At 44.6% G+C, this 25,689-nt stretch carries 22 protein-coding genes; 11 read left to right on the top strand and 11 right to left on the bottom strand.

Features of this window, described 5'->3' with window-relative positions; translation table 11 throughout:
- Positions 1 to 48: 48 nt before the first annotated feature.
- The 4 genes from hemL to hemA all read right to left on the bottom strand — a co-directional run bounded on the left by hemL (position 49) and on the right by hemA (position 5,950).
- Positions 49 to 1,416 (bottom strand): glutamate-1-semialdehyde 2,1-aminomutase, encoded by a 1,368-nt coding sequence (gene hemL / locus ACFQ3S_RS15045; protein ID WP_377165903.1) that lies wholly within the window; start codon positions 1,414 to 1,416, stop codon positions 49 to 51.
- A 73-nt stretch (positions 1,417 to 1,489) separates the two neighbouring features.
- Entirely contained in the window at positions 1,490 to 2,461 is a 972-nt protein-coding gene (hemB, locus tag ACFQ3S_RS15050; protein WP_377165905.1) for a porphobilinogen synthase, read from the bottom strand.
- Between the two features lie 108 nt (positions 2,462 to 2,569).
- Entirely contained in the window at positions 2,570 to 4,144 is a 1,575-nt protein-coding gene (gene hemC, locus ACFQ3S_RS15055) for a hydroxymethylbilane synthase (RefSeq protein ID WP_377165907.1), read from the bottom strand.
- Positions 4,145 to 4,723: 579 nt separating this feature from the next.
- Positions 4,724 to 5,950, bottom strand: coding sequence for a glutamyl-tRNA reductase (hemA, locus tag ACFQ3S_RS15060; RefSeq protein WP_377165909.1), 1,227 nt, complete (start codon positions 5,948 to 5,950; stop codon positions 4,724 to 4,726).
- A 226-nt stretch (positions 5,951 to 6,176) separates the two neighbouring features.
- Between hemA and ACFQ3S_RS15065 the strand changes: the two genes are divergently transcribed.
- The 3 genes from ACFQ3S_RS15065 (at position 6,177) to ACFQ3S_RS15075 (ending at position 8,626) form a co-directional block, all read left to right on the top strand.
- Positions 6,177 to 6,551, top strand: coding sequence for a DoxX family protein (locus tag ACFQ3S_RS15065; RefSeq protein ID WP_377165911.1), 375 nt, complete (start codon positions 6,177 to 6,179; stop codon positions 6,549 to 6,551).
- 29 nt (positions 6,552 to 6,580) lie between these two features.
- On the top strand, positions 6,581 to 7,417 hold the full coding sequence (locus tag ACFQ3S_RS15070; RefSeq protein ID WP_377165913.1) for an alpha/beta hydrolase family protein: 837 nt from the start codon (positions 6,581 to 6,583) through the stop codon (positions 7,415 to 7,417).
- A gap of 186 nt (positions 7,418 to 7,603) precedes the next feature.
- A complete protein-coding gene (locus ACFQ3S_RS15075; RefSeq protein ID WP_377165915.1) occupies positions 7,604 to 8,626 on the top strand; it encodes an MBL fold metallo-hydrolase in 1,023 nt (340 codons plus the stop codon).
- A gap of 61 nt (positions 8,627 to 8,687) precedes the next feature.
- Here ACFQ3S_RS15075 and ACFQ3S_RS15080 read toward each other — a convergent pair whose 3' ends face one another.
- Entirely contained in the window at positions 8,688 to 10,427 is a 1,740-nt protein-coding gene (locus tag ACFQ3S_RS15080) for a thiamine pyrophosphate-dependent enzyme (protein ID WP_377165917.1), read from the bottom strand.
- 150 nt (positions 10,428 to 10,577) lie between these two features.
- Here ACFQ3S_RS15080 and ACFQ3S_RS15085 point away from each other — a divergent pair, with 150 nt between their 5' ends.
- Complete coding sequence (locus ACFQ3S_RS15085) at positions 10,578 to 10,946, top strand: energy transducer TonB (protein ID WP_377165919.1); 369 nt, start codon at positions 10,578 to 10,580, stop codon at positions 10,944 to 10,946.
- 12 nt (positions 10,947 to 10,958) lie between these two features.
- Positions 10,959 to 11,690: an energy transducer TonB gene (locus tag ACFQ3S_RS15090; RefSeq protein WP_377165921.1), complete on the top strand. Its 732-nt coding sequence runs from the start codon at positions 10,959 to 10,961 to the stop codon at positions 11,688 to 11,690.
- Here the strand turns inward: ACFQ3S_RS15090 and ispG are convergent.
- The 6 genes from ispG to ACFQ3S_RS15120 all read right to left on the bottom strand — a co-directional run bounded on the left by ispG (position 11,683) and on the right by ACFQ3S_RS15120 (position 16,253).
- Positions 11,683 to 13,791: a (E)-4-hydroxy-3-methylbut-2-enyl-diphosphate synthase gene (gene ispG, locus ACFQ3S_RS15095; RefSeq protein ID WP_377166077.1), complete on the bottom strand. Its 2,109-nt coding sequence runs from the start codon at positions 13,789 to 13,791 to the stop codon at positions 11,683 to 11,685. The genes ACFQ3S_RS15090 and ispG overlap by 8 nt on opposite strands.
- Positions 13,792 to 13,875: 84 nt before the next feature.
- Positions 13,876 to 14,427, bottom strand: coding sequence for an AAA family ATPase (locus ACFQ3S_RS15100; protein ID WP_377165923.1), 552 nt, complete (start codon positions 14,425 to 14,427; stop codon positions 13,876 to 13,878).
- Positions 14,428 to 14,724, bottom strand: coding sequence for a type II toxin-antitoxin system RelE/ParE family toxin (locus ACFQ3S_RS15105; protein ID WP_377165925.1), 297 nt, complete (start codon positions 14,722 to 14,724; stop codon positions 14,428 to 14,430).
- Positions 14,712 to 14,894 (bottom strand): hypothetical protein, encoded by a 183-nt coding sequence (locus ACFQ3S_RS15110; RefSeq protein ID WP_377165927.1) that lies wholly within the window; start codon positions 14,892 to 14,894, stop codon positions 14,712 to 14,714. The genes ACFQ3S_RS15105 and ACFQ3S_RS15110 overlap by 13 nt, the downstream gene beginning before the upstream one ends.
- Before the next feature lie 57 nt (positions 14,895 to 14,951).
- The gene (locus ACFQ3S_RS15115; protein WP_377165929.1) at positions 14,952 to 15,572 is read right to left on the bottom strand and encodes an RDD family protein; all 621 of its coding nucleotides are present in this window, start codon (positions 15,570 to 15,572) and stop codon (positions 14,952 to 14,954) included.
- Positions 15,573 to 15,626: 54 nt separating this feature from the next.
- Positions 15,627 to 16,253 carry a DUF4159 domain-containing protein gene (locus ACFQ3S_RS15120; RefSeq protein WP_377165931.1) on the bottom strand — a complete coding sequence of 209 codons (627 nt, stop codon included), beginning with the start codon at positions 16,251 to 16,253 and terminating at the stop codon, positions 15,627 to 15,629.
- A gap of 180 nt (positions 16,254 to 16,433) precedes the next feature.
- On the opposite strand from ACFQ3S_RS15120, the gene ACFQ3S_RS15125 reads away from it, so the two are divergent.
- From ACFQ3S_RS15125 to ACFQ3S_RS15150, 6 genes are all read left to right on the top strand, one after another.
- Positions 16,434 to 17,426 (top strand): AAA family ATPase, encoded by a 993-nt coding sequence (locus ACFQ3S_RS15125; protein ID WP_377165933.1) that lies wholly within the window; start codon positions 16,434 to 16,436, stop codon positions 17,424 to 17,426.
- Positions 17,427 to 17,564: 138 nt separating this feature from the next.
- A complete protein-coding gene (locus ACFQ3S_RS15130; RefSeq protein WP_377165935.1) occupies positions 17,565 to 18,431 on the top strand; it encodes a DUF58 domain-containing protein in 867 nt (288 codons plus the stop codon).
- Between the two features lie 124 nt (positions 18,432 to 18,555).
- Positions 18,556 to 20,091, top strand: coding sequence for a BatA domain-containing protein (locus ACFQ3S_RS15135; RefSeq protein WP_377165937.1), 1,536 nt, complete (start codon positions 18,556 to 18,558; stop codon positions 20,089 to 20,091).
- Positions 20,091 to 22,208, top strand: coding sequence for a hypothetical protein (locus ACFQ3S_RS15140; RefSeq protein WP_377165939.1), 2,118 nt, complete (start codon positions 20,091 to 20,093; stop codon positions 22,206 to 22,208). Before ACFQ3S_RS15135 ends, ACFQ3S_RS15140 begins: the two co-directional genes overlap by 1 nt.
- A gap of 5 nt (positions 22,209 to 22,213) precedes the next feature.
- Complete coding sequence (locus ACFQ3S_RS15145; protein WP_377165941.1) at positions 22,214 to 23,998, top strand: hypothetical protein; 1,785 nt, start codon at positions 22,214 to 22,216, stop codon at positions 23,996 to 23,998.
- A 46-nt stretch (positions 23,999 to 24,044) separates the two neighbouring features.
- Entirely contained in the window at positions 24,045 to 25,682 is a 1,638-nt protein-coding gene (locus tag ACFQ3S_RS15150; RefSeq protein ID WP_377165943.1) for a TldD/PmbA family protein, read from the top strand.
- The last annotated feature ends 7 nt before the right edge of the window (positions 25,683 to 25,689 follow it).

The following is a 25,689-nucleotide window of genomic DNA, read 5'->3' on the forward strand; positions in this document are numbered from 1 at the left end:
ACCCTCCCCGGTAGGGAGGAGTTTTAAATATTTTTTATAAATGTAATCCTATTCCCTGTAATCTGTTTGCTCATTTAAAGCCCTCCCTCCCGGGGAGGGTTGGGAGGGGCCGAACACCACATCCAGGCTATCAAATATAGCTTGTTTTGCAGTATTTAGTATATCGGTGGTGTGAGCGGCCGATACGAAGCCAACTTCGTAGCCCGATGGGCCCATGTACACGCCGCGATTTAATAATTCCTGGTGCATGGTTTTAAAGCGGTCCATGCTGTGCGGGTCAATATCTTCGGCCTTGCGGATGGCAGCCTTGGTATCGAACGCGAACCAGAATATGGAACCTATCTGGGTTATATTAACCGGGTAGTTACGGTCTTTTACAAAATCCAGCATTTCATCAACAAATGTCGTTGTTTTTTCATCAAGGCTATTATAAAAACCGGGCTTATTTAATTCGGTGAGCTGTGCTATACCAGCCGCCATGGCTACCGGGTTGCCCGATAACGTACCAGCCTGGTAAACCGGCCCCTCGGGCGATACATTACTCATGATCTCTGCCGATGAGCCATAAGCGCCTACTGGTAATCCACCTCCAATAATCTTTCCATAGGTAATTATATCAGGCTTAATATTATATAAGCCAGCCGCGCCGGTAAAGCCAACACGGAAACCCGAAATCACTTCATCAAATATGAGCAGCGTACCATTAGCCGTACACACCTCGCGCAGGTATTGTAAAAATTCTTTACGTTGTAAAAGTAACCCATTATTGGCCGGGATAGGTTCAATAATTACGGCGGCTATCTGGTTTTTAAAATCGTTGAAAGCTTTAACTAACGCTTCTTTATCGTTCAGGGCTACCACAATGGTTTCATCAGCATAGGCCTTGGGCACACCTGCCGATGAAGTTTCGCCGAAGGTAACCAAGCCCGAACCGGCTTTTACCAGCAGGGCATCCAGGTGACCATGGTAGCAGCCTTCAAATTTCAGGATCTTATCGCGCTTGGTGTAACCGCGGGCTAACCTAATGGCCGACATTACGGCCTCGGTACCCGAACTGTTAAAACGGATTTTTTCGATGAACTTATTATTAGACAGGATCAGCTCTGCCAGTTCATTTTCCAGCGCGGTTGGCGCACCGAACGACATACCATTTTGCATTACTTCGATCACCTTTTCGCGGATGGCGGGGTGATTATGGCCCAAAATAAGCGGTCCCCATGAGCAGCAAAAATCAATGAACTGGTTATCGTCAGCATCCCATAGGTAAGCGCCATCACCCTTTTTAATGAACAACGGCGTACCGTAAACCGATTTAAACGCCCTAACCGGCGAGTTTACCCCACCCGGAAAATAGGTTTTGGCCTTGGCATATAATTCCGCCGATCTTTCGCGGCTGATGTTTTTTACTTTTAACATTTTTATTAGGTTTAAAGATAATAGCCGAACAATCAGAAACTTTAACCTTTTAACTTTACACTTTCAACTTAATTTATAGCCATTTATTCAACAACACTTCTTTAGCGTGGTAGGTTAATATGCTGGTTGCGCCTGCCCTGCGGATGCTGGTAAGTACCTCGGTAGTGGCGCGTTGTTCGTTCAGCCAGCCGTTTTGCACGGCGGCTTTGATCATGGCGTATTCGCCGCTTACATTGTAGGCTGCTATGGGCAGTTCTGTACTGTCCTTTAAAAGCTTAATTACGTCGAGGTATGGCAAGGCTGGTTTCACCATTAAAAAATCGGCACCTTCTATTTCATCCAAACGAGCCTCAATTAAGGCTTCGCGCTGGTTGGCAGGGTTCATCTGGTAACTTTTTTTATCACCGAATTTTGGGGCCGAATTTAAGGCATCTCTAAACGGACCATAAAACGCACTGGCATATTTGGCCGAGTACGACATAATGGAAACGCCGGTATAGCCATTTTCATCCAGCACTTTACGAATGTAGCCTACACGGCCATCCATCATATCCGATGGGGCAATAATATCTGCACCGGCACGGGCATGAGCCAAAGCCATTTTGCCTAAAATCTCTAAAGTTTCATCATTCAGGATCTCGCCGTTTTGTACCACCCCATCATGCCCATCGCTGCTGTAAGGATCCATAGCTACATCGGTTACTACACAGGCTTCCGGAAATTCTTTTTTAACCTGGCTTATGGCACGCAGGTATAAACTTCCTTCGCGGTGACTCTCGGTGGCGTACTGATCTTTCAGCGCATCATCTATATTAGGAAACAGGTCGAAGGCTTTCAACCCTAAGTTCATGCAGCTTTCCACCTCGCGCAATAAATTATCTACCGAATAGCGAAAAATGCCGGGCATCGAAGAAACGGCTGTCTTTTGATTTTCGCCATCTACAATAAATAGTGGGAAGATCAGGTTTGCCGCACTCACATGTGTTTCCTGCACCATTTGCCTAATCACTTCACTCTTTCTGTTTCTTCTTGGTCGTTGTAGCATTTATTCAGTCTTCAGTTTACAGTCTTCAGTCGGAATTATATAAACGCGTTTCATTGATATTGAAGAGTTTTAACTTCCGACTGAAGACTAAAAACTCTTGGACTGGCTTTACAGTCCAAACACCGCTTCTGCCAACCCTACTTCATCGGGCGAAAAAGGCAGTGTGCTGGTTATATTCATTTCGGCCAGCTTATTCCCGGTTGATTTGCCAATGGCAATAACGCGCTGGTTATTGTCTAATAAATTATCGTTAAAGTAAGCCTCGGCATTGCTGGGGCTGGTAAATACCAATATATCGGCATCCGTTCCGCTCGCACTTTCTTCCAGCATGGTTTCGTAAACCGGCAGGTCAATAATCTTGGTTTCGGCCGATAAGGCCTTATGAATGCTCCGCATCGGGCTTTCGGCACCAGGAAACAAAATGGTTTTGCCATTGGCTATTTGTGCAAAGTCGGCGGCCACCTCGGTAGTGTCTACACTTTCGCCTACAAACTCGGCAAAATGCCCGTTACGACGCAGCATATCTTCGCTGCCACTACCCATCACGCCAAACTTAACTGGTCCGCCAAATTTAGGTTTCAGTTGAAAAAAGTACTCTACCGCGTTTTTACTGGTGAAAAACACCCAATCAATATCTTGTAGTATATGCGGGTTCAATATGGTCATCACCGGTACGGTACGGATCAGTGAACGGGCCTCTATTTCTATATCGTGTTTTTCCAGCACCCGTCTGAAATAACTTGAAGCCGGTAAATCCCGGGAAATAAATACCTTATCGGCTATTTTACGATTCTTGTCGAACTTAGCTAAAATCTTATCTATTAAGTCATCGGTTGTGGGCGAAGTGATAAACATGCGGTCGGGCAGGTCGTCTTCGGTATCGGCCTTGGAGGTAAACACCTGGTAAACACCCTCGTGCTTGCGGCAATAGCAGCCTAAAGGCATGTGGCAGCCACCGCCAAATTGTTTAAGCACAGTACGTTCTATAGCCAGCGCCTCGGCTACATCGGCGTGGTGCAGTTGCTGTAGTATCTCAAAAAGGTCAGTATTGCTTTCGCGGATCTGGATAGCCAAAGCACCTTGCGCAGGGGCCGGTATAAATTCTGTGGGTGTTAATTCCTCTACATGAAATTCGCTCAAATCGATACCCAAACGCACTACACCAGCCTTGGCCAGCATAATGGCATCGTAGTTTTCGCTGCGGAGTTTACCTATACGGGTAGGCACGTTACCGCGCAGATCGTCCATTTCCAAATCGGGGCGCAGGGAGCGCAATTGCGCTTTACGCCGGTTGGATGAAGTACCCACCATACCGCCAAACTTAACCGACAGCTTTTGGTGTACATCCACGCAATCTTTCAGGATCAATAATAGTTCGGATGGGTCTTCCCGCTCAGATACTGCCGCTATTACTAAACCCGGCGGATGCTCTGTAGGCAGGTCTTTATGCGAGTGCACGGCTATATCAATGGTACCGCCCAGTAGTTCTTCTTCCAGCTCTTTGGTAAAAAACCCTTTGCCTTCAAGTTTATCCAAACTGAGGTTCAGGATGCGGTCGCCCTGCGTTTTAATGATCTTCAATGAAGCGGTAATGCCGATATTGGCCAAACTATCTTTAACAAAGTTGGCTTGCCATAAAGCTAATTCGCTGCCCCGGGTGCCTATAATAACTGTCCTATTCAATTGTAATTTTGATTTGCACAGCAAATTTAACCTTTACAGCGTTTTATAAGGAATTTTTATGAGAATGTGAGGATTAATTGACTATTAGCCCTTCCAAACCCTCCCCGGCGGGAAGGGCTTTAAGAAATTAAGTTAAACGTTAAACTTCCTGCACTTGTCTGAACCGGAATTTACTGAATTAAAGAATTAACAGAATTCCTGTCGAGTCTATTAACAGACCAATGCTTACTCAAAAGCTACGCCGGCCGGAGGCCGGATAATAGTTGCCACTCGGCTGGAGCCGAGTGGCGGCAGAGGGGGTAGCAGAGCGGTTTAATAAAATCCGTCATGCCGATGAATATCGGCATCCCATCATAAAGGTAAACAAGCTACTGGTAGTCAACAGGGCAATAGCACAAGCAGGTGGGATGCGATATCCATCGGCCTCGACAGGGGACATTATTTCCTTCTTTCAGCAGGAGCACCTTCGTCGCTTCCCAGTTTTTGGCGAAAATGGGGCAGCATAGGATGACGAAAAACGCTATTAAACAAAAAAAGACACCAAGTATGGTGTCTCTACAGATGGTATATTGTTACTGATCAGTTAGTGTTGATCATAATTTCTTTAGCCATAACCATAGGTACACTAATGTACTTTTTCTCCATGTAGTTAATTACCTTTTCGAGTATGAGGCGCGATTGCTCGTCCATGCCTTGAACTTCATCGGCAAAAACCGTATTAAGGGCGGCGTACTTAATTTCTTTAATTTTTTCGGGAACCTGGCGCATGGCTACTTCCACGCGACGCTGTTTTAGCAGAGGTAAAAACTCGTCCATGTTTTGTTCGATGATCTTTTCGGCATGAACCAGTTCCTGGTAACGTTCCTGTAAGTTTTTCTTAGCTACTTCATTTAACGAATTAACTTCAATATAGTTAAGCGAAAACTGTTCTAAAACCTCGGCGGCGGTATCGTTAGGCACGGCTAAATCTACAATGGTCTTTTTACCATCTTCGCCGTTTAATAAGGTCTTATAAATTTCGGCTGTAATAATAGGTTGCGTAGCCGATGTACAGGTAATGATGACATCGAAACCTTGATTGTATGTTTTCAAAGCTTCCAAATCGTAGGCTTGTCCGTTTAAATCGGCAGCAAGCTTTTCGGCATTAGCCAATGTGCGGTTAAACACGGCAAAGTTGGAAAACTTATGCTTTTGCAGATATTTAGCAATGTTGCGGTTGGTTTCGCCGGCTCCAATAATGATCACGCGTGAATTAGAGCATTGCTTTAAATCCTTCAACTTACGGTAAGCTAAAGACACTACCGATATAGGATGACGGGAAATATTGGTGTGGGTATAAACTTCCTTGGCCGTTTTAACTACGGTGTTCATTACCATGCGCAGGTAATCGCCGGTTAGGCCTGCCGCGCGGCAGCACTCGTAGGCTTTGCGTAACTGGGCTAAAATTTCCTTTTCGCCAACCACCAAACTTTCTAACGAACATGATGTACGCAATAGGTGATTCAGCGCTTCCTGATCTTCATAAATAGAGGCACCGTTAATAAAAGTATCCATGTGCACCGGGCACAAACCAATATTAAGTGCATTAATAAACTTTTGAGTAAAATCTTTGTTAACAGGTTCAGATGAAGCCATTACAAATTCCACGCGGTTACAGGTAGCTAAGTAAAATATTTCAGGGATTTGAAACTGTGCTTTTACCTGTTGCAGTTTATCAGTCAAATTTTCCTGACATATCACCAGCTTCCCGAGATCCTTCAGTTCAATCTGCTTGTGCGTAAAAGCTATAACCTTTAAATACTTCAAAGCCCTTTATAATTTTAGCAATATTTATCTCACAAAAGTACTATCTAAAAGCATCTTGCTATGTCAAGGCTTTGTCAAACACTTCAATTTAGAATGAATACAAATAAATAAAAAATGAGTGATTGTGTGGTGAACAATGGAATGGTTTGGGGAACAATACTACCGGCAAATCATTATAAAAGTTTATCTTTAATCTTAAAAATATTTTTCAATAACTCAACAATCCATGCTTAAAAAAATCAGCTTAATTATTTTGATAATAGGCTATATTAGTGCCGGCATCAATCATTTTGTGAACCCGCTTGGTTACATTAATATTATACCTAATTACCTGCCTTACCACCAAATACTGAATTACCTGGCCGGTATTTGCGAAATAGTTTTTGGGGCTATGCTCATTTTTCCGGCTACGCGTAACTGGGGGGCTATATTGCTCATTTTTTTACTGGCAGCATTTTTAATAGTGCATATTGAGATGCTGCAAATGGCACCCCTGCGCTTAGGAGGCTTATATGTTACGCCTCTTATAGCCTGGGTACGCCTGTTGTTGCAACCGTTTTTAATGCTGTGGCTGGCCTGGCATATACAAACAAAACGTTAAACCTGCAATTACTTTATTTTACTGCTCAAATGATCAATAATCAAACTTATACCCTGCCCGGCTCTAAAGGCCGCGAAATGTTAGCCGACATTACCTTTGATGATGCCCTGCCCTATGCGCCACTTTTAATATGGGTACACGGCTTTAAGGGATTTAAAGACTGGGGATCACATCATTTGGTGGCACGCTATTTCGCCGAAAACGGTTACCGCTTTCTGAAATTCAACTTCTCGCATAACGGCACTACGCCCGAGCAACCTAATGACCTTACCGACCTGATAGCCTTTAGTGAAAATACATTCACCATAGAACTAAACGATTTGCAATATGTAATTGATTTCGCCTGCAGCGGTTCGGTGATCCCAGCGGCTAAAACCGTAACGCTTATAGGGCATAGCATGGGCGGCGGCATCAGCATCATTAAAGCAGCAGAAGACAGGCGGGTTGAAAAACTAATTACCCTGGCATCGGTGGCTACCTTCCGCAACCTGTGGCCGGTTGAAATAGAAAAGCAATGGAAACTGGCAGGTGTGTTGTACTTTCCTAACAAACGTACCGGGCAGGATATGCCGGTGAAAGCTACCCTGCTGGATGATCTGGAGCGCCATGCCGGTCAACTCAATATACTGGCCCGCGCCGCCAGCGTAACCCAACCCTGGCTCATAATACATGGCACTACAGATACTGTTGTACCTGTTAGCCATGCCCACGATTTGAAAGCCATGCAACCCAACGCCCAACTGCTGATCGTCCCAAATACCGATCATGTTTTTGGAGCTGTACACCCCTGGCCCGGAAATGACCTGCCTGCCGACCTGCAACAGGTATGCAAACAGGCACTAAAGTTTTTACGTAGTAAGGCTTAACTCAGTGGCGGGATATTATCGTTTTTCACTTTTTTTAGGGGCGAGTAACACTCGTTTATGAAACAACAACGTAAAAATGAGGAAATTGAAGTTTGATGAAGAAATGATGATGTTTTGTAAACTTATTTACGGTTAAAAGCAGAAGCAGATTTCCAACGTATATTGGGCAACAATTTAGTACCTCACATGCAATTAAAAGGTTCCACCAAAATAGGTAATAAGTACCAAAACCCTATTCCTACCGATGAAGCCGGCTTCGACAAGATGCTGCCCATTATGTGGGAATACATGACTAAAAAGGCCGAAACTACACCGCTTAAACCATTAGGTCCTTTTACTACCGATGCCACTATTTATCAAACCCAGCCTCAAAGCGGCTTGCGCGTTACCTGGATGGGGCACTCGGGCCTGTTAATTGAAATTGACGGCAAACGTTTTCTGACCGATCCGGTTTGGAGTAAGCGTTGTTCATTTACCCAATATTTTGGACCCAAACGATTCTTTCCGGCTCCTTTAGCGTTAGGTGAGTTGCCACAGTTGGACGGCATCATCATTTCGCATGACCATTATGATCATTTTGATGAAGCCACCATTCGTACACTGGCACCTAAAAATATACCTTTTTACACCTCGCTGGGTGTAGGTCAATATCTTAAAACATGGGGTGTTAGGCCTGATCTCATTCACGAAATGGATTGGGGAGACACCGTTACCGTAGGCAACGATCTAACTATCACCACCGCTCCTACCCGCCACTTTTCGGGCCGGGGCATAACCCATCGTAACGAAACATTGTGGAGTGCTTTTGTGATTAAAGGACATACGCACAACATCTTTTTCGGTGCCGATTCGGGTTGGTTTAACGGCTTTGCAGATATTGGTGAAGCTTATGGTCCGTTTGATTTAACCATGCTGGAAATTGGCGCTTACGGCAAAAACTGGCCCGATATTCACATGGGTCCGCTAAGCGCGGTTAGTGCCCATTTAGCGCTTAAAGGCAAACAAATGATGCCCATCCATTGGGGAACTTTTAACCTGGCTTTGCATGCCTGGTATGAGCCTATTAATATTTTACTGGAATTAGCAGCTAAAGAAAACTTAACGCTTTTTGCGCCTGAGCCGGGGAAACCTACGGAAGTAACAGGTGAAAGTTATAGTTCGGGCTGGTGGGTAGCCCCTCCCAACCCTCCCCGGGAGGGAGGGCTTTAAAATATATTTTGCTATCGGTTCTTTAATGCCTCCTCCCTCTCGGGGAGGGCTGGGGAGGGGCTTATATCACCTCCTTTATATGTTTATAGTTTGATTTAATCGTATCCCAAACCTCACCCATTTGGCCGTTTAACATGAGTTTACTCATGGCTACGGTCATGCCTTTTACCTGTTCAAATTCTATTTTAGGTGGCATGGCCAGGGCGTTGGGGTCGGTCATTACATTAAGGAGAACCGGGCCGTTAAACATGAGCGCTTCCCGCAGTGCTTGTTCTACCATATCGGGTTCGCTTACGGTTACGCCTTTAATGCCCATAGCCTGGGCTACCATGGCAAAATCGGGGTTGTGCATTTCGGTTTGCCAGTCGGGCAGGCCGGCTACTTCCATTTCCAGTTTCACCATCCCTAACGAACGGTTGTTAAATACTACAATTTTTATAGGCAGTTTATATTGGGCTATAGTAGCCAAATCGCCCAGCAACATGGAGATACCGCCATCGCCAGCTAAAGCAATTACCTGCCTATCAGGACAAGCCAGCGCAGCACCAATGGCATGCGGCATAGCATTAGCCATAGATCCATGATTAAACGACCCTAACATACTGCGTTTACCTGTAGCACGAATATAACGTGCTCCCCAAACACAGCACATCCCGGTATCTACCGTAAATATGGCATCATGCGTAGCCAGTTTATCCAGCGTAGCGGCTACAAACTCAGGGTGGATCTGGTTTTTGGTGCCATGATCGTCTACATACGTTTGCAAATTATCCTTCACTTTATCGTATAGTTCCAACTGCTTCTTCAAAAAGCTATCGTCGGTTTTTTGCGGGATGAGCGGCAATAAGGCCTGCAGGGTATCTTCAATAGTACCGCATAAACCCATATCCACCTTAGCACGGCGGCCAATGCGCTCGGGTTTGGTATCCACCTGCATGATCTTACAATCCTGCGGGATAAATTGCGTGTAAGGAAAATCAGTACCCAGCAAAACGATCAGGTCCGAATCATGCATACTATGGTAGGCTGATGGTAAACCCAGCAAACCGGTCATGCCAATTTCGTTGGGATTATCATACTGAATACTCATTTTTCCGCGAAAAGAGTAGCCCACGGTAGCATGCAGGCGTTGCGCCAATTCCACCACTTCATCATGGGCATTGGCACAGCCTATACCGCAAAATATGGTGATCTTTTCGCTCTCGTTCAGTAACGCAGCCATGTTTTGCAGATCGCGGTCGGCAGGACGAATTATTGGGGTAGGCGCATAGTTAATAACAGACGTGGTGATTTCCTCGGCATCTAATTTGGTCACATCGCCCGGTAAACCAATTACCGCAACACCTTTTTTACTCAAGGCGTTTTGGATACCTGCCTGCAACATTTTAGGCAGCTGAGCGGCCGTAGTGGCTATTTGATTGTAATGGCTACAATCATCAAATAATTTAATAGTGTTGGTTTCTTGAAAATATTCGGAACCAAACTCCACGGTAGCACAAGTAGAAGCAATGGCTATAACCGGGGCACCCGCCCGGTGGGCATCGTACAAACCATTGATTAAATGCACATGGCCGGGTCCGCTGCTCCCTGCACAGCAAGCTAAACCGGTTAATTCAGCTTCCGCAGCGGCGGCATAAGCACCGGCTTCCTCATGGCGCACATGGATCCACTGAATTTTGCCGTTGGTGCGGCGCACGGCATCATTTACTTCATTTAAACTATCGCCGGTAACGGCATATATTCTTTTAACACCGGCTGCTATAAGCATTTCAACCAGTTGTTCTGCTACGTTTTGAGCCATAAGGAAAGTTGTTATAATTGCATAACCTTGTAAGTGATAAGTAGTTTTAAATTATAAGTAAAGCTTGTATCTTTATTGCAAATGAACAACAGAACAAAAAGAGTTTCCGTGATTGTTGCCGTACTGCTTTGCACCTTTACAAGGTTTGCAATGGCTCAAACCCAAACCACCAGAACTCAAGCTCCGGTATCGCCCGTGGTTACCCCACAAGCAGACAACGAGGTATTTGTTGCTGTTGAAAAGCTGCCCGAATTTCCGGGAGGTAATAGTAAATTCACCGAGTTTATAAAAAGCAAACTTAACCGTGGAAAAGCCGCACACACTGGCCGCATCATTGTAACTTTTGTGGTTGAAAAGGATGGTTCCTTAAGCGGAATAAAATCAATTGGCTCTATTTCCGACAAAGGTGCTGAGAAGGAAGCATTGCGTGTGGTTGGTTTATCGCCCAAGTGGGTACCGGGACAACAAAATGGAAATTTAGTTAAAGTACAATATACAGTAGCAGTTCCATTTGAATAAACACCTGTACCTATGTCCAACGAAATCAGCAACATTAAACTAAGATTTTCCTGCAATGAAAACTGGGATGCCATGACTGGTTCAGATGGCGGGAAATATTGCGACAAATGCCAAAAGAAGGTTTACGATTTTACTAATAGCAAGGCTGATGAGTTTATGAAGATTTTAGCCGAAAATAATTACAGTATTTGTGGTCGCTTTGCTAAACAACAAGTTTATGTAGAGCCTATGATAGCGCCCCTTTGGAAAAAGTGGCTATCGGCAGCCATGGTGTTAATTGGATTCAGCCTTTTTACCAATAATGCTGTAGCTCAAAAAGTCAAACATAAGCAAGCCAAGCACAAAGTTAATTCCCCTAAACCAACGGTAAGTATGGGCGACGTTGTTGTACCTGCTACCAATACAGACACAGCCAAAGTAGTTGCGAACCCAAACAGTAACGAAATATTTGGTGGTGTTGACGAGTTTCCTCCGGAGTTTCCAGGTGGAAACGAAAAACTGTACGCTTTCATCGCAAAAAATTTAGATCAAAGCAAGTCTTTTAAACCGGGCAGAGTTAACATAACCTTTATTGTAGAAAAAGATGGCTCCTTAAGTAATATTCAATCCGTTGGCCGTCATTTTGATGAAGGGGCCGAAAAGGAAGCGATGCGGGTAATAGCACTATCACCTAAATGGATTCCTGGAAACCAAATGGGAAAATCGGTTAGAGTACAGTACACCGTACCTATTATATTTAAATAACAGCAACCGGTTCCACCCAATTACCGTCTCCCTGTATAATACTAATCAGCTCGTTCAGCGCATTAACGGCATTCACATTTTTCTTCACCACTTCCTTACCCCGGTATAAAGTAATTTTACCCGGGCCAGAGCCTACATAACCATAATCGGCATCGGCCATTTCGCCGGGACCGTTCACAATGCAACCCATAATGCCGATTTTCAATCCTTTTAAATGACTGGTACGGCTACGGATCATTTGGGTAGTTTCCTGCAGATCGAACAAGGTACGGCCACAGCTTGGGCAGCTGATATATTCAGTTTTTGAAATACGCGAACGCGTAGCCTGCAGTATGCCGAACGCCGTTGATGTAATAACTGCGGCAGGCATATTCGGCGCGTCTATCCAAACCCCATCGCCAAAACCATCAACCAGCAGTGCGCCCGTATCGGTAGCAGCGTAAAGCTGTAAGTGAGTTGCGGGTTGCGAGTTGTCGGTTGCGGGTATAAGGATTTCTGAATTACCTAAGTTAACTATTGATTGAACATTCTCGGCCGCCACCTCATCTTGACTCTTGATTCTCGACTCTTGACTCTCTCCAAACAAGTAGCTTCTCTGAATGATAACAGGCGTAGTTATACCTGCTGCTTCCAATGCAAAAAAGAAAGAACGCTGCTCGGCCATGCCGTGTTCGGCATCAGTTTTTAAAACCCAAACCAGCCCTTTATCCTCATGAGCCAGTTGAATAAACTGGGCTGCGTCAAAGTCGGCCAAAGTTACGCTGACCAAATTCAGGTCTGATGAAAGATCTTCGGCAGCTAAGTATTCAGTAAGAGAAAATACCGGGTGACAGTTCTTTTTATTGGCCAAGGTTAGCCAGGTTGTATAATTATAAAGCTGTTTTAAGTTTCCAGGAAAAGTAAACGACGGCAGGTTACCGGCCAGGTAAACAAAGTCCACCGACTGATCGGCCATATTATATTTATCCAGCACAGGCGAATACAAGTAACCGGCATCATTCAATAGTGATGGGTCTTTAAGGTTGCGATTACTCAGATCCAGCACCACACGCGGCACCATGTGCCCGCCGATAAAGGCGTTGGCTTCATCGGTTACGCGTTTTTGATACTCGAAAGGGGACCTCATCCCAACCCTCTCCAAAGGAGAGGGAGTTGAAACTTCTTCCTGACTCTTGACTCTTGACTCTTCACTCCTTTTCGCGTACCTATTCACCAGTGCAATAGCCACCGGCGCTTCGGCTTCGGGTTCTTCGGTGAGGGAAACGCGTACGGTATCGCCCAGGCCATCTTCAAGCAGTGTACCAATACCCACGGCCGATTTAATACGACCATCCTCGCCGTCGCCGGCTTCGGTTACGCCTAGGTGCAACGGGTAATTCATGCCTTCGGCTACCATGGTTTGCACCAGTAAGCGGTAAGCCTGCACCATTACCTGCGGGTTACTGCTCTTCATGCTGATGCACAAATTATAATAATTCAGCGCCTCGCACATGCGGATGAACTCCATAGCCGATTCTACCATCCCCTGCGGAGTATCGCCGTAGCGGCTCATAATACGGTCGCTCAACGAACCATGATTAGTACCAATACGCATAGCGGTACCATATTCTTTACAAATGTTCACCAGCGGGGTGAACTTAGAAAATATGCGGTCGAGCTCGCCTTGGTATTGCAGGTCGGTATAGTCTATTTCGTCAAATTTCTTTTTATCGGCATAGTTGCCGGGGTTTACGCGCACCTTTTCTACAATACGGGCGGCCACCTCGGCAGCGTTTGGGGTAAAGTGAATATCGGCCACTAAAGGCACGGTGTAACCACGGGCACGGAGCTTTTTTTTAATTTCGGCTAAATTGTGTGCTTCCTTAATGCTGGGCGCGGTAATACGTACGTACTCGCAACCGGCATCAACCATACGTATGGTTTGCTCCACCGTACCCAGGGTGTCCATGGTATCGGTAGTGGTCATGCTTTGGATGCGGATGGGGTTATTGCCACCCATGGGCACATCACCAATGGTTACCTCACGGGTTACAAAACGCGAATATTGGGTTAACGAGTTACAATAACTTCCTTGCAGTGCTTTAACGGCTTCAGCATTCATCATATAGGCACAGAATAGCTTTCAAATATTTGAAACACAAAGTTAAGCATTATGCACTTATCCTTGTTTCAAGTGAATGTTAATTTATTGGTGAAGATTGAACGTATTTATTTTGTTCAGGATAAGGTCTATCCTTTGCTGAACTGTAGTATCGCCCCTTATTTCCAGTATCGGGCAGGCTACTTTGCTCAGCCATTCTTCATGTACCTGTAACGTACGCCCGGTTATGGCATTGGTATCATAAGCCGTAGCCCAGTTTAAAAACTTGTGATATGCTTGAATGCGGTTGGGCTTGGTATATATCACATCGCCATAACGTTCAAATTCCCTTCGCTTTAAACGCTCAATTCGTATTTGAGGCGGCACGTACAAGAAAATCACCAGGTCGAAAGCCAAAAACCATTCATCGCCCCAGCTCACTAAAGAGCCACCCACAATATAATTTTGATGAGAAGCAATTGCCTCCTTTAACATTTCAATGCGCTTCTCTCTATCGCGCTTTACAGTAAATGGAGGATCTGTTTGTTCCCAAAAGAAATGGTCGGTATCAAAGTAGAGGTAATTTAATTGTTCTGCTAACGCGTTGCCTAAGGTGGTAGAACCTGCGCAGGAAGCGCCCATGATATGGATTTTCATTTACATATCTAAGTCCAACAGGCGTGAACCATGCACCACACGAAGTACACTCACCGTTTTGTCCTTTAATTGGTAAATGATACGGTATTTATTAAACAATAGTTCTCTTATGAACGGATCGGGAATCTCGGGTACGAATTTTCCAGACTCTGGATATTTTTGTAGCTGGTCTATTCTATCGAAAATGCGGCTTATAAATTTTCGAGCTATAGCAGGCGAATCTATGGAAATGTAACTTTCAATTTCTTCTAAATCAGCAAATGCCGATTCGGTTACAACAATATTTACTTGGCCCACTTTTCAACAAAACGTGTCTTAACTTCATCCATACTCACTACTTTTCCTTCACTAACATCCTGCAACCCCTTTTCAACTTTTTCAATAAACAATAGTCTTTCTACCAATTGCTCAGTATCAAAATTATCGTCAAGTGTATTAAGCGCTTCTAATACTATTTGCTTTTTCATATCAGTAACAAGTTAGCTATAATAATTCATAAACGAAATATTGGTAGTTGGAATTGCTTACAACACGTCCTTTTTTATAACATAGGTCTTGGCGAATACATCATGAAAAGCTTGCTTATACTGGCTGAAAAATATCCCTATAAAACCTATTCCAAAAAATGCCAATGAAAGCAACTTGCCTACACTTCTTATTAAAGCATTTAAAAAAGTAAGTTTTTTGCCATCGGCATCTACCACAATTAATTTGCAGAGCGTTTGACCGAGCGTAGCACTTAAAGGGGTAAGATATAGCAGTAAATTATATAACACAAAAGATGCGGCCACAATGCCTTGCAAAACCTCCCTGTTTTGCTCCTGCTCTATATTTAGCTTTTGAAAATTGTAACCGCCAAAATTACCGGCTATTAAAAACCCGATTACAATAACCGACACCAGCACAATGTAATCTATAAAATAGGCCAGTAAACGGATGCCAAACCCGGCTAAGTTAGTTTCAGTAGGAAAGTAGAAACCTTCATACTGAAAGTACTCGGTAAAATCGGGCAGGTCGCTGGCTTTTTCCCAAACGTTAGAGTTATTACGCACCAGGTCATTGGGTTCCAACCGGCCATCGGTTAGTTCATCAAAGGTAAACGGGCCTTTTTCTTCTTCCCCGTCTTTAACAAAAAATTCTTCCATGTATATATTGCTGGTGTAAGCAGCGTAGCAAAAGTAGCTGTTTTAAGTTACCCGTTACGTACTCATGACATAAACCACAATATTTACGCCGAATTTGGTATTATCCTCCGCTAAAAAACGTTTGTTCCTAAAATCGTAGTCCCACTCGCAGCCGTAATCCTTATTACTATATAATACCGCAATGCGTCCGTTAATGGTAATGGCTTTCAGGTAATCGTGCACCAGGTCGTCGCCCCAGCCGTTGAGTTCAAAGGAGGTATTGGGCGGCCCTTTTTCAAAGGTGAAGAACGACCGATAAATTTCATGGTTGTTAGGAATCTTTTTTAATGCCTGCGAACCGAACAGCATAGCCATTTGCGCCTCGAACGACTTGGCGAACAAGCCGTCAATATCATGGTTGCAATCATCCACAAATACAAAACCGCCATTATGCACGTACTTTTTAAAGTTAGCGCGCTCCTGCGTATCAAACTGCACCAGCTTATGCCCGCTCAAATAACAAAACGGCGAATTAAACACATCGGGACTGCTCAGAGCTACTATCTTCTCCTTATTATCTATAGGAATGGTGGTGTACTCCAGCAAAGAATTTAAGATATTAACGGGCATGCGCTGATCGGTATCCCAATCGCCCGAATGGTAGCTTAAACGTGTGAAAGTAAACTTCGAATTTAATGACATTCTTATTAAAACTTTAAAAGTAGTACAAAATTTTGTTGTGATAGAAGAAAATCCTTGCTGGGTTTGTAATTTTTTGAATACCTGATTGAATATTTTGCAAAATATTAGCTCATTTAAATCAAATCGCAATATCTTGTGGAACTATTGATAAGTGCTTACGCTTTAAACATTATTTAAGCTTTGGAACTCACAGAAACACACGTTAAATCGCTGCTGGCTAAATTACCGCAGTTAAAAACCGAAATACAAAAGGTAATTGTAGGGCAGGAACATATTTTAGATGAACTGCTGGTGGCATTTTTGGCCGGTGGCCACTGTTTGCTGGAAGGCGTACCCGGACTGGCAAAAACCCTGCTGGTAAAAACCATGTCGCAGGCTTTGCACCTCTCCTTTCGCCGCATACAGTTTACGCCCGATTTAATGCCTACCGATATTGTGGGTACCGAAATTTTGGAAGAAGACCATGTAACCGGCAAGCGCTTTTTCAAATTCAACAAAGGCCCTTTGTTTGCCAATATTATACTGGCCGATGAAATTAACCGTACACCGCCCAAAACGCAATCGGCCTTATTAGAGGCTATGCAAGAATTTGAGGTAACTTACGGCGGACAAACGTACCCACTGGATAAGCCTTTCTTTATATTGGCTACCCAAAACCCTATTGAGCAGGCAGGTACCTACCCACTACCCGAGGCACAGTTAGACCGCTTTTTATTATTGGTACAAATAGGTTACCCCACTGCCGAAGAAGAATTTGCGATACTGAACCGCACCACCGGTACCGGCAAGGCTACCGTTAACCCGGTAATTACCGCCGAAGAGATACAACAAGCACAAGCCCTGGTACGCCAAGTGAGCATCAGCGAAGATTTGGTACGTTATGTAAGTGAACTCATCCGCGCTACCCGACCTGATACCACTACTCTAAGCTATGTAAAAGAATGGGTACGCTGGGGCGCTGGTCCGCGGGCAGGGCAGGCGTTAATACTAACCGCCAAAGCCCGTGCTTTACTTAAAGGCCGTTATGCAGTATTAATGGAAGACATCCATGCCATGGCTACCCCGGTATTACGTCACCGTGTGTTGATGAACTTTAAGGCAGAAGCCGAGGGTATCACATCGGACAAAGCAACTGCCGAATTGATTAAATTGATAGAAAGACCGAAAGTATAGTTGTCTGAACCGGAATTTTAAGAATTAAAAGATTAACAAAATTCTGGTTCACACTCAAAATTATTGATCAGACAAGAAATTCTGTCCATTACAAAATTCTTAAAATTCCGGTTCAGACAAATTGTAAACAGAACCCATATGCTCGACCCAAAAGTACTCATGTCCATTAAAACCCTACCATTACTGGCTAAAACGGTAATTGATGGTTTTATGAACGGCTTTAACAAAAGCACAGTTAAGGGCCCCGGTTTGGAATTTAGCCAATACCGCAGCTACCAGCCGGGTGATGACTTGCGGTGGATGGACTGGCGTATGTTTGCCCGCAGCGACAGGTATTATATCCGCGAATCGGAAATTGAGACCAGTATCTCCGTACGTTTTTTGGTGGATGCCAGTGCTTCCATGAATCATAAGGACGGTGACATTTCCAAGATAGACTATGCGCGGTTCCTGGCCGCGTCGCTGGCTTATTTAGCCAATTTACAAGGTGATGCGGTTGGCTTATATGTATTTAAAGAGGGTGGCTTGTTTTCGCTGGCTTCCCGGCCCGATCCGCAACATTTGCAGCGGTTATACCACCAGTTAGAGAATATTAAACCATCGGGCACTTTTACGCAAGAGGTTCATTACAAAGAGCTATTTGCCGGTAGTGGCCGTAAGGAACTGCTGGTTTTTATTACCGATATGTACCAGCCCGAGGGCGAGATCATGAATTTACTCGATTCGCTGGCGGCCTTAAGGCATGAGATCATTGTGTTTCAGTTAATGGGCCAAAACGAGCTGGACTTTGATTTTAAAGGTTATTCCTCGTTAGAAGATCTCGAAACCGGCGAAGTGGTACAGGTTGGACCGCAAGCCAAAAAACAATACCAGGAAGCTTTAAAAACGCATCAGGAAACTATCCGCATGCAATTACTGGGCAAACACATTGTTCACCGCATGCTCAGCACCAGCGAACCGCTGGACAAGGCGTTGAGGGACTTTTTGGTGCAGCGGAATAAATAGCCACTCCCCAGCCCTCCCCGGGAGAGAGTAAGAACAAGGATAAGATGATAAAAGAAACACTACTAAGTAAAAGGTTGCAAATCAAAAGCCCTCCCTCCCGGGGAGGGTTGGGAGGGGCTTGTTTATGTTATTTTTAAATCCCATATGGTTATTTGGTGCTGCCGCGATAGTTATTCCGGTGGTTATACACCTGTGGAATGTACGGTCGGGTAAGATATTAAAGGTAGGCAGTATCTCGCTTATTGCTGCAGCATCGCGCAAAAGCAGCCGGAGCTTTAAATTGCTGGATATTCCGTTATTTTTGTTGCGCTGCCTGCTGCTCCTGTTACTGGCTTTACTGCTGGCCTTACCCGTATGGCAAAAAAAGCTACAGGCTACTAAAGTTAAGGGTTGGGTACTAATCTCTAAGGAAAACTTTACGGCAACTTATCAAAAATTCAAGCCCCGTATAGATTCATTGACCAAGGCAGGTTACGAGTTCCATTACTTCAATAGCGGCTTCGCCAAATCTAACCTGCAACAGATTTTGCTTAACCCAAAAGACTCGCTGCAAACCCAACTCCCTACTCTTAACACTCCGCTCTTACATTATTGGAACCTCGCAAGGCAACTCAACAACAGCATAGCTTCTACCCTGCCTGTTTATGTATTCACGCCAAACCAGGCCAGCAATTTTACCGGAAGCAAACCACAGGTAGCTTTAAACCTGAACTGGCAAACCTATATTCCGGCCGATTCGGTGAGCAGCTACATACACGATGCCTGGTTTACCAACAACGGTGATATCCGCGTTGTGCAGGGCACCAGCAAACCATCGGGCACTACTTACAGCTATAATAATATAAAGGCTAACGACCGGTCGAATGCTTATTTTACATTAAGCGCCAGCAATGGCAAGGCTCAAGTTAGCTTGCCTAATAGCAAACAGGCGCCGATAACTATTGATACAGTTGCTCAAAGCATCCTCATATATGCCGATAAGAATGCCGTTGATGCCGGTTACCTAAAAGCTGCCCTACAGGCCGTGAGCCAATTTAGCCAGCGGAACATCAGTATTAAAAGTATAAGTAACCCAAACCAGATTCCGGCTCACACGGCGTGGCTGTTTTGGTTATCCAACAAAACTATAAACAACCAAGTCAAAAAAAATAGTCAAAACATTTTTACTTACGAAAAAGGCAACCCAGCTAACGTTAAAAGCTGGATAAGCAACCGCGGCAGGTTCAGTACAGCTTTGGCCAATGATGATAAGGTGGATTTGTTTAAGCTTATCAACTCCAATAATAACTATGAACCTGTTTGGCAGGATGGCTTTAGTCACCCGGTGTTGAGCATGCAGCAACAAGGTCAATCTAATATCTATCATTACTACAGTCGCTTTAACCCGGCTTGGAACAACCTGGTTTGGAGCGATGCATTCCCGGCATGGCTGTTAAAACTCATGTTAGTGCCCACAAAAACGGATGCATGGTTATATGACAGGCGCGTATTAAGTCAGCAGCAATACATGCCTGAAATTATTAACGAAAGCCATACTGTTGCCACCGAAAACCCGGTTGAGAACAAAAGCCTGACCCGCTATTTTTGGCTGGCGTTGATCATCATTTTTGCTGCCGAACGCTGGTTGGCACATCGCACCTTAAAAACCACTACTACCTAATGGAGCAGGCAGCAAACTATAAAATAGAACAATTCAGGCAACGCTACATAGGCTACCAGTTAATGGCCGATGCCTTGCTGGCAGGTGGCACCGCCCTTATTTTGGGCAGCCTGTTATATGAGTTACTCCCCGCGCAAGCAATCTGGTTAGCTATCCTCATCTTTTTATTGGTGATAGGCTTACTGGCTGCACTTCGCCGCCCGTGGAATACTACAGTGGCTACCGTTTGCAGTTTTTTGGATTTTTCATACCCTGAACTGGAAGAAAGCTCTGCCTTGGTTATTAAACCAACCGGCAACTTAAACCTGCTGGAGCGTTTACAAGTTAGCAAAGTAGAACAGGCATTAAACCACATTACTGCGCCGCCTCCGCAATTTACCCAGCGGTTAAAAAAAGCAGCCTGGTTATTTCTATTGGCACTTGCTTTAAGCGCTGCTGTTTTAAAAATTGGTGAGATGATGCATTTTGCAAACAACATCTTATCCGGTCCTTATGAAACTGGAACAAAATCTAATTTGCCTCCCGAAAAAATATTGCCGCAAATAGATGGCGTTAGTTTAAAAATCAGCCCTCCGGCCTACACCGGTAAAGCCACCCGTACACAAGATAAATTTACCATAGAAGCCGAGGAAGGTGCCGTAGTTACCTGGAACATCAGTACTAATATTGCGGTTAAAAATGTTTGGCTAATTTTTAATGAGCGCGAAAAGCTGCCTTTAAACGGCACCAATGCTACCGACTGGAAAGCCCAGCGCTTAATTAGCAGATCGGGCTTTTACCAGGTGAGTATTGATGGCAAGCTGTCTGATCTGTATCAAGTTCAGGTAGTAAAGGATGCCTTACCGGTTATCCGCATTAAAACACCTAAACAATACACCCATATAGATGCGGGAGAAGCTCCACGGGTTACCATCAGTTCTACCGTCACCGATGATTATGGTATTAACAATGCCCAAATCTTTGCCACTATTGCCAAAGGCAGCGGCGAATCGGTTAAGTTTAAGGACACCACCTTTTCTTTTAACGCCTCGTTTTCTCAGCATGGCAAGCAATACAACCTGCAACGGACCATTGACTTGCCTAAATTAAACATGGAACCGGGCGATGAATTGTATTTTTACATTCAGGCACAAGACACGCATCAGCAAAAAACCCGAACCGATGTGCTCATCGTTTCCATACAAGATACCGCCCAGCTATTAAGCATGGACGGCTTAGTGGCCGCGGCTAATATTAAGCCCGAATATTTCAGGAGTCAGCGCCAAATTATATTAGATACCGAACGACTCCTGAAAGAAAAAGATACGATTAGCGTAGCCAGCTTTAAAACGCGTAGCAATGATATTGGCACCGATCAAAAAATGCTGCGTTTACGTTACGGCAAGTTTTTGGGCGATGAAGATGAAAGCGGCACCGAAGGTGACGACAATGCAGAATTAGGAAAAGCCGAAAACTTTGGAGATGCCAAAATGGTGATGGATGCCTACACCGATAAGCACGACAACGCCGAAGATGCTACCTTTTTAGAACCCACCGTTAAAGCGCAACTGAAAGCCACCCTCAACGAAATGTGGAAAGCCGAACTGCGCCTGCGCCTGTACAAACCGCAGGAAGCTTTACCATTCGAATATAAAGCGCTGCGTTTACTGAAAGACCTCCAGCAAAAATCGCGGTCGTTTGTGGCTAAAACCAGTTATAACCCGCCGCCGCTTAAACCCGAAAAACGCTTGAGCGGCGATTTGACTAAAATTGGCAGTCCGGTTAACCAGCTAACCATGAAAGCAGCTACCGACAGGTTTGAAACGCTCAAAAAAGCAGCTGCTATTTTAGAACAATCCAAACACCAGGCACTAACCGCTGCCGATAAACGCACGTTGCAACTGGCGGGTCAGCAGCTGGCCGTTCAGGCGTCGGCACAACCGGGTGTCTACTTAAAAGCAGTTAGCGCCATCCGCAGAATTTTGGCAACAAACAAGCCGGTACAGGCTACCGATAGAATGACTGTAGAAAAGGCCATTCAAAAAAGTTTGCCAACCAGCAAGACCATACCTTCCTCTGCCGCAACCAATGCCGATATGGGTTTGGCTCAACGTTATTATAAAAACTTAAACCGATAAAGAGAATGAACTGGACACTATCGGTTATTATTATTTGTGTTGTACTCGCCCTCATGTTCAGCTGGCAGGAGTACGCCCGACCTGACCGCAGGCGTTTGCCCTGGCGCTTATTAGGTATTTGGCTGGCGCTTGCTGCTTTAGCCTGTATTGCACTGCCCATTGCATATACCGGGCAAGTGCCCCTGGCCAACCAAAGTGATGCCGTACTACTAACTGAAGGTTTTAATAAAGACAGTATTCCAAATAATGCACAGGTATTTACTACCGACAAAATTATTCAAAAGAGTTATGCAAAGGCTAAGTTAATAGGTAGTGCGGCAGAATTAGTTAACCGTAAACCTGCGCTTAAACAAGTCAAAATATTAGGATATGGGTTGTCTGATAATGAATTACAGCAGTTAAGCAATCTCTCGGTAAGCTATAATGCACCCGTTACACCAGCAGGCATCCAATCCATCAGCTGGCCGGGCAAACTTAAAACCGGCGACGCGCTCACCATACAAGCAACCTATAAAAACGACGAGGCAAAATCAATCAGACTACTACTGAAAGGATTAAACACACCTTTAGATTCGGTAATACTTCCGGCCAATAAAACAACTACTTTTCAACTTGGTACTTTACCTAAACCAACCGGACGTGTAGTTTATCAGTTATTGGCATTATCTGGCAATGATACTTTATCAGTCGAAAATATACCGGTGCAAATAGAAGCAACCAAGCCCGTAAAGGTATTAATGCTGAATACATCGCCCGATTTTGAAACCCGATTTTTAAAGAACTGGCTGGGCGAAAACAGTTATGCGGTGGCCGCCCGTGCGGTGATTAGTAAAGACAAAATCAGCGAAGAATACGTTAATATAGGCAAGATGAATCTGCAGCGCTTATCGGCCGGTGTACTTAATAAGTTCGATGTACTGGTAGGCGATCTGTCGGCACTTAAATCACTAAGCCCTGCCGAGGGAGCAACACTTCGGCTTCAGGTTACACAAAAAGGCTTAGGCGTCATCGTCAGAGCCGATAGTTCAGATAAAGCAGCGTCCTGGTTACAGCGCGATTTTCCGGTGAATACTGTAGCCGCCAAGGAACAGCTATCGGTACCGCTCATCCTCCAAAACCAAAAGAACAGGACTGCAAAATTAAACATCGATCCATCTTACATTAGCTATCGCAATAATACACAAAGTTTAGTGACCGATGCCCAAAATCACGAGTTCGCAGGTACAGCCCTGGCCGGTGCAGGCAAACTGGTTTTTACAACGCTGAACCATACTTACACCTGGCTTTTAAGCGGCAACAAGCAAGACTACGCCTCGCTGTGGTCATTATTAATTAGCCGGTCGGCACGTAAACTATTGCCTACACAAAGCTGGCAAGTAGCATCTGCCTTGCCAACGGTAAATCAACCAGTTAAATTAGTGTTGAAAAGTTCCAACTCACCTGCAAACATCAAGGTAAACGGCCAAAAACAAACACCGGTACAAAGCCCGGAAGTACCTTACGAGTGGAAAAGTACATTCTATCCTCAAAAACAAGGATGGCAAATAGCCGATTTTGGCAATAATGTAAATGAATGGTGGTATAATTACACAAAAGAGGACTGGAAAAGTCTTAAAATCATAAAAACCATTACCAACACTCAGAATTTCGTCGCCAATAAAGCCCAGAACTCATCTGTAACAAAACAAATACAGCAAACTATAAAAATTGAGGTGCCTAAAATCTGGTTTTATTTAATTTTATTGGCATCTTGTACTTTCTTATGGGTCGAGCGTAAGTTCGTCAGCTAAAAAAACTATTTAACTAACTATACTAATACTAAAGGAGGATTAAACCTTGAAACGTAGAAATTTTATTTATTTATCGGGTGTGGGTGCGGGTGCCATTATGCTACCCAACCTGCCGGCCTTTGGTACGCCCATTGATCCGTTGCAGTCGTTAGAGCAGGTGGATGCGCGCATTAAAAAAGAACTGGCCGATGTTGCCCTCAACACCGCCAAATCAAAAGGTGCATCCTACGCCGATGTACGTATTGGCCGTTACCTTAACCAGGCTGTGGTAACCCGCGAAACCCGCGTGTTAAACGTAGCCAATGCCGAATCGTACGGTGTGGGTATCCGTGTTTTAGTAAACGGTTGCTGGGGATTTGCAGCTACCAATAATGTAACTAAAGACGGTATTGCCAAAACAGCCGAACGTGCAGTAGCCGTAGCCAGAGCCAACTCTAAAATTGGCGGTACACCGGTACAACTTGCCCCTCAAAAAGGTTATGGCGAAGTAACCTGGAAAACCCCGATTGAAAAAAACGCATTCGAAATACCTATTAAAGAGAAAGTTGACCTGTTAATGTCGGTTAACGGTGCGGCTTTGGCTGGTGGAGCAAACTTTGTAAACTCTACTATATTAGCCATTAACGAGCAAAAATATTTTGCCTCAACCGATGGTTCTTACATCGATCAGGATATTCACCGTTTGTATCCTAACTTCAGCGTAACTAAAATTGACGCCGCTAAAGGCGCTTTTGAAACACGCGCTGCATTGAGCTCACCGGTGGGTATGGGTTATGAATATTTAACCCCTACCGAATCTGAAAAGATGCAGGGTATTGTTACCCGTTACCGCAACCGTTACGATATGTTGGAGGACGTAAAGAACGCCACCAGGAACGCTACCGAAAAAGTATCGGCTAAAACGGTTGAACCGGGCAAGTACGATTTGGTATTAGATCCCTCGCACCTGTGGTTAACCATTCACGAATCGGTTGCCCACCCTACCGAACTCGACCGTGTGTTAGGTTACGAAGCCAATTATGCAGGTACCAGTTTCCTTTCTTTAGAGAAGCTCAAATCGGGCACCTTCAAATTCGGCAGCAAAAACATGAACATTGTAGCCGATAAAAACCAAAAAGGTTCTTTAGGTGCTGTGGGTTATGATGATGAGGGTGTTAAACCCAAACAATGGGACCTGGTAAAAGAAGGCACATTGGTGAACTTCCAGGCCATTCGCGATCAGGCACACATGATAGGCTTAAAAGAATCGCAAGGCTGCTGCTACGCTCAAACCTGGAGCGATGTACAATTTCAGCGAATGCCTAATGTATCATTACAACCGGGAAAAACCCCGTTAAGTGTTGATGATATGATCAAAGGCGTAGAAAAAGGAATTTACATTGTAGGTAACGGCTCCTTCTCTATCGATCAGCAACGTTATAATTTCCAGTTTGGCGGTCAATTATTTTACGAGATCAAGAACGGAAAAATAGTGGGCATGCTGAACGATGTTGCTTACCAGGCCACTAATCAGGAGTTCTGGAATTCATGTGCAGCTGTTTGCGATGAGCGAGACTACCGTTTAGGCGGTGCGTTTAATGATGGTAAAGGTCAGCCCGGCCAGTCGAACGCCGTATCGCACGGATCGGCCACCACCAAGTTTACGGGAGTTAATGTAATTAATACTAAAAGAAGAATCGGATAATTACGAT

The sequence above is a fragment of the Mucilaginibacter terrae genome (assembly GCF_042679325.1).
In the GTDB taxonomy this organism is placed as follows: Bacteria; Bacteroidota; Bacteroidia; order Sphingobacteriales; family Sphingobacteriaceae; genus Mucilaginibacter; species Mucilaginibacter terrae.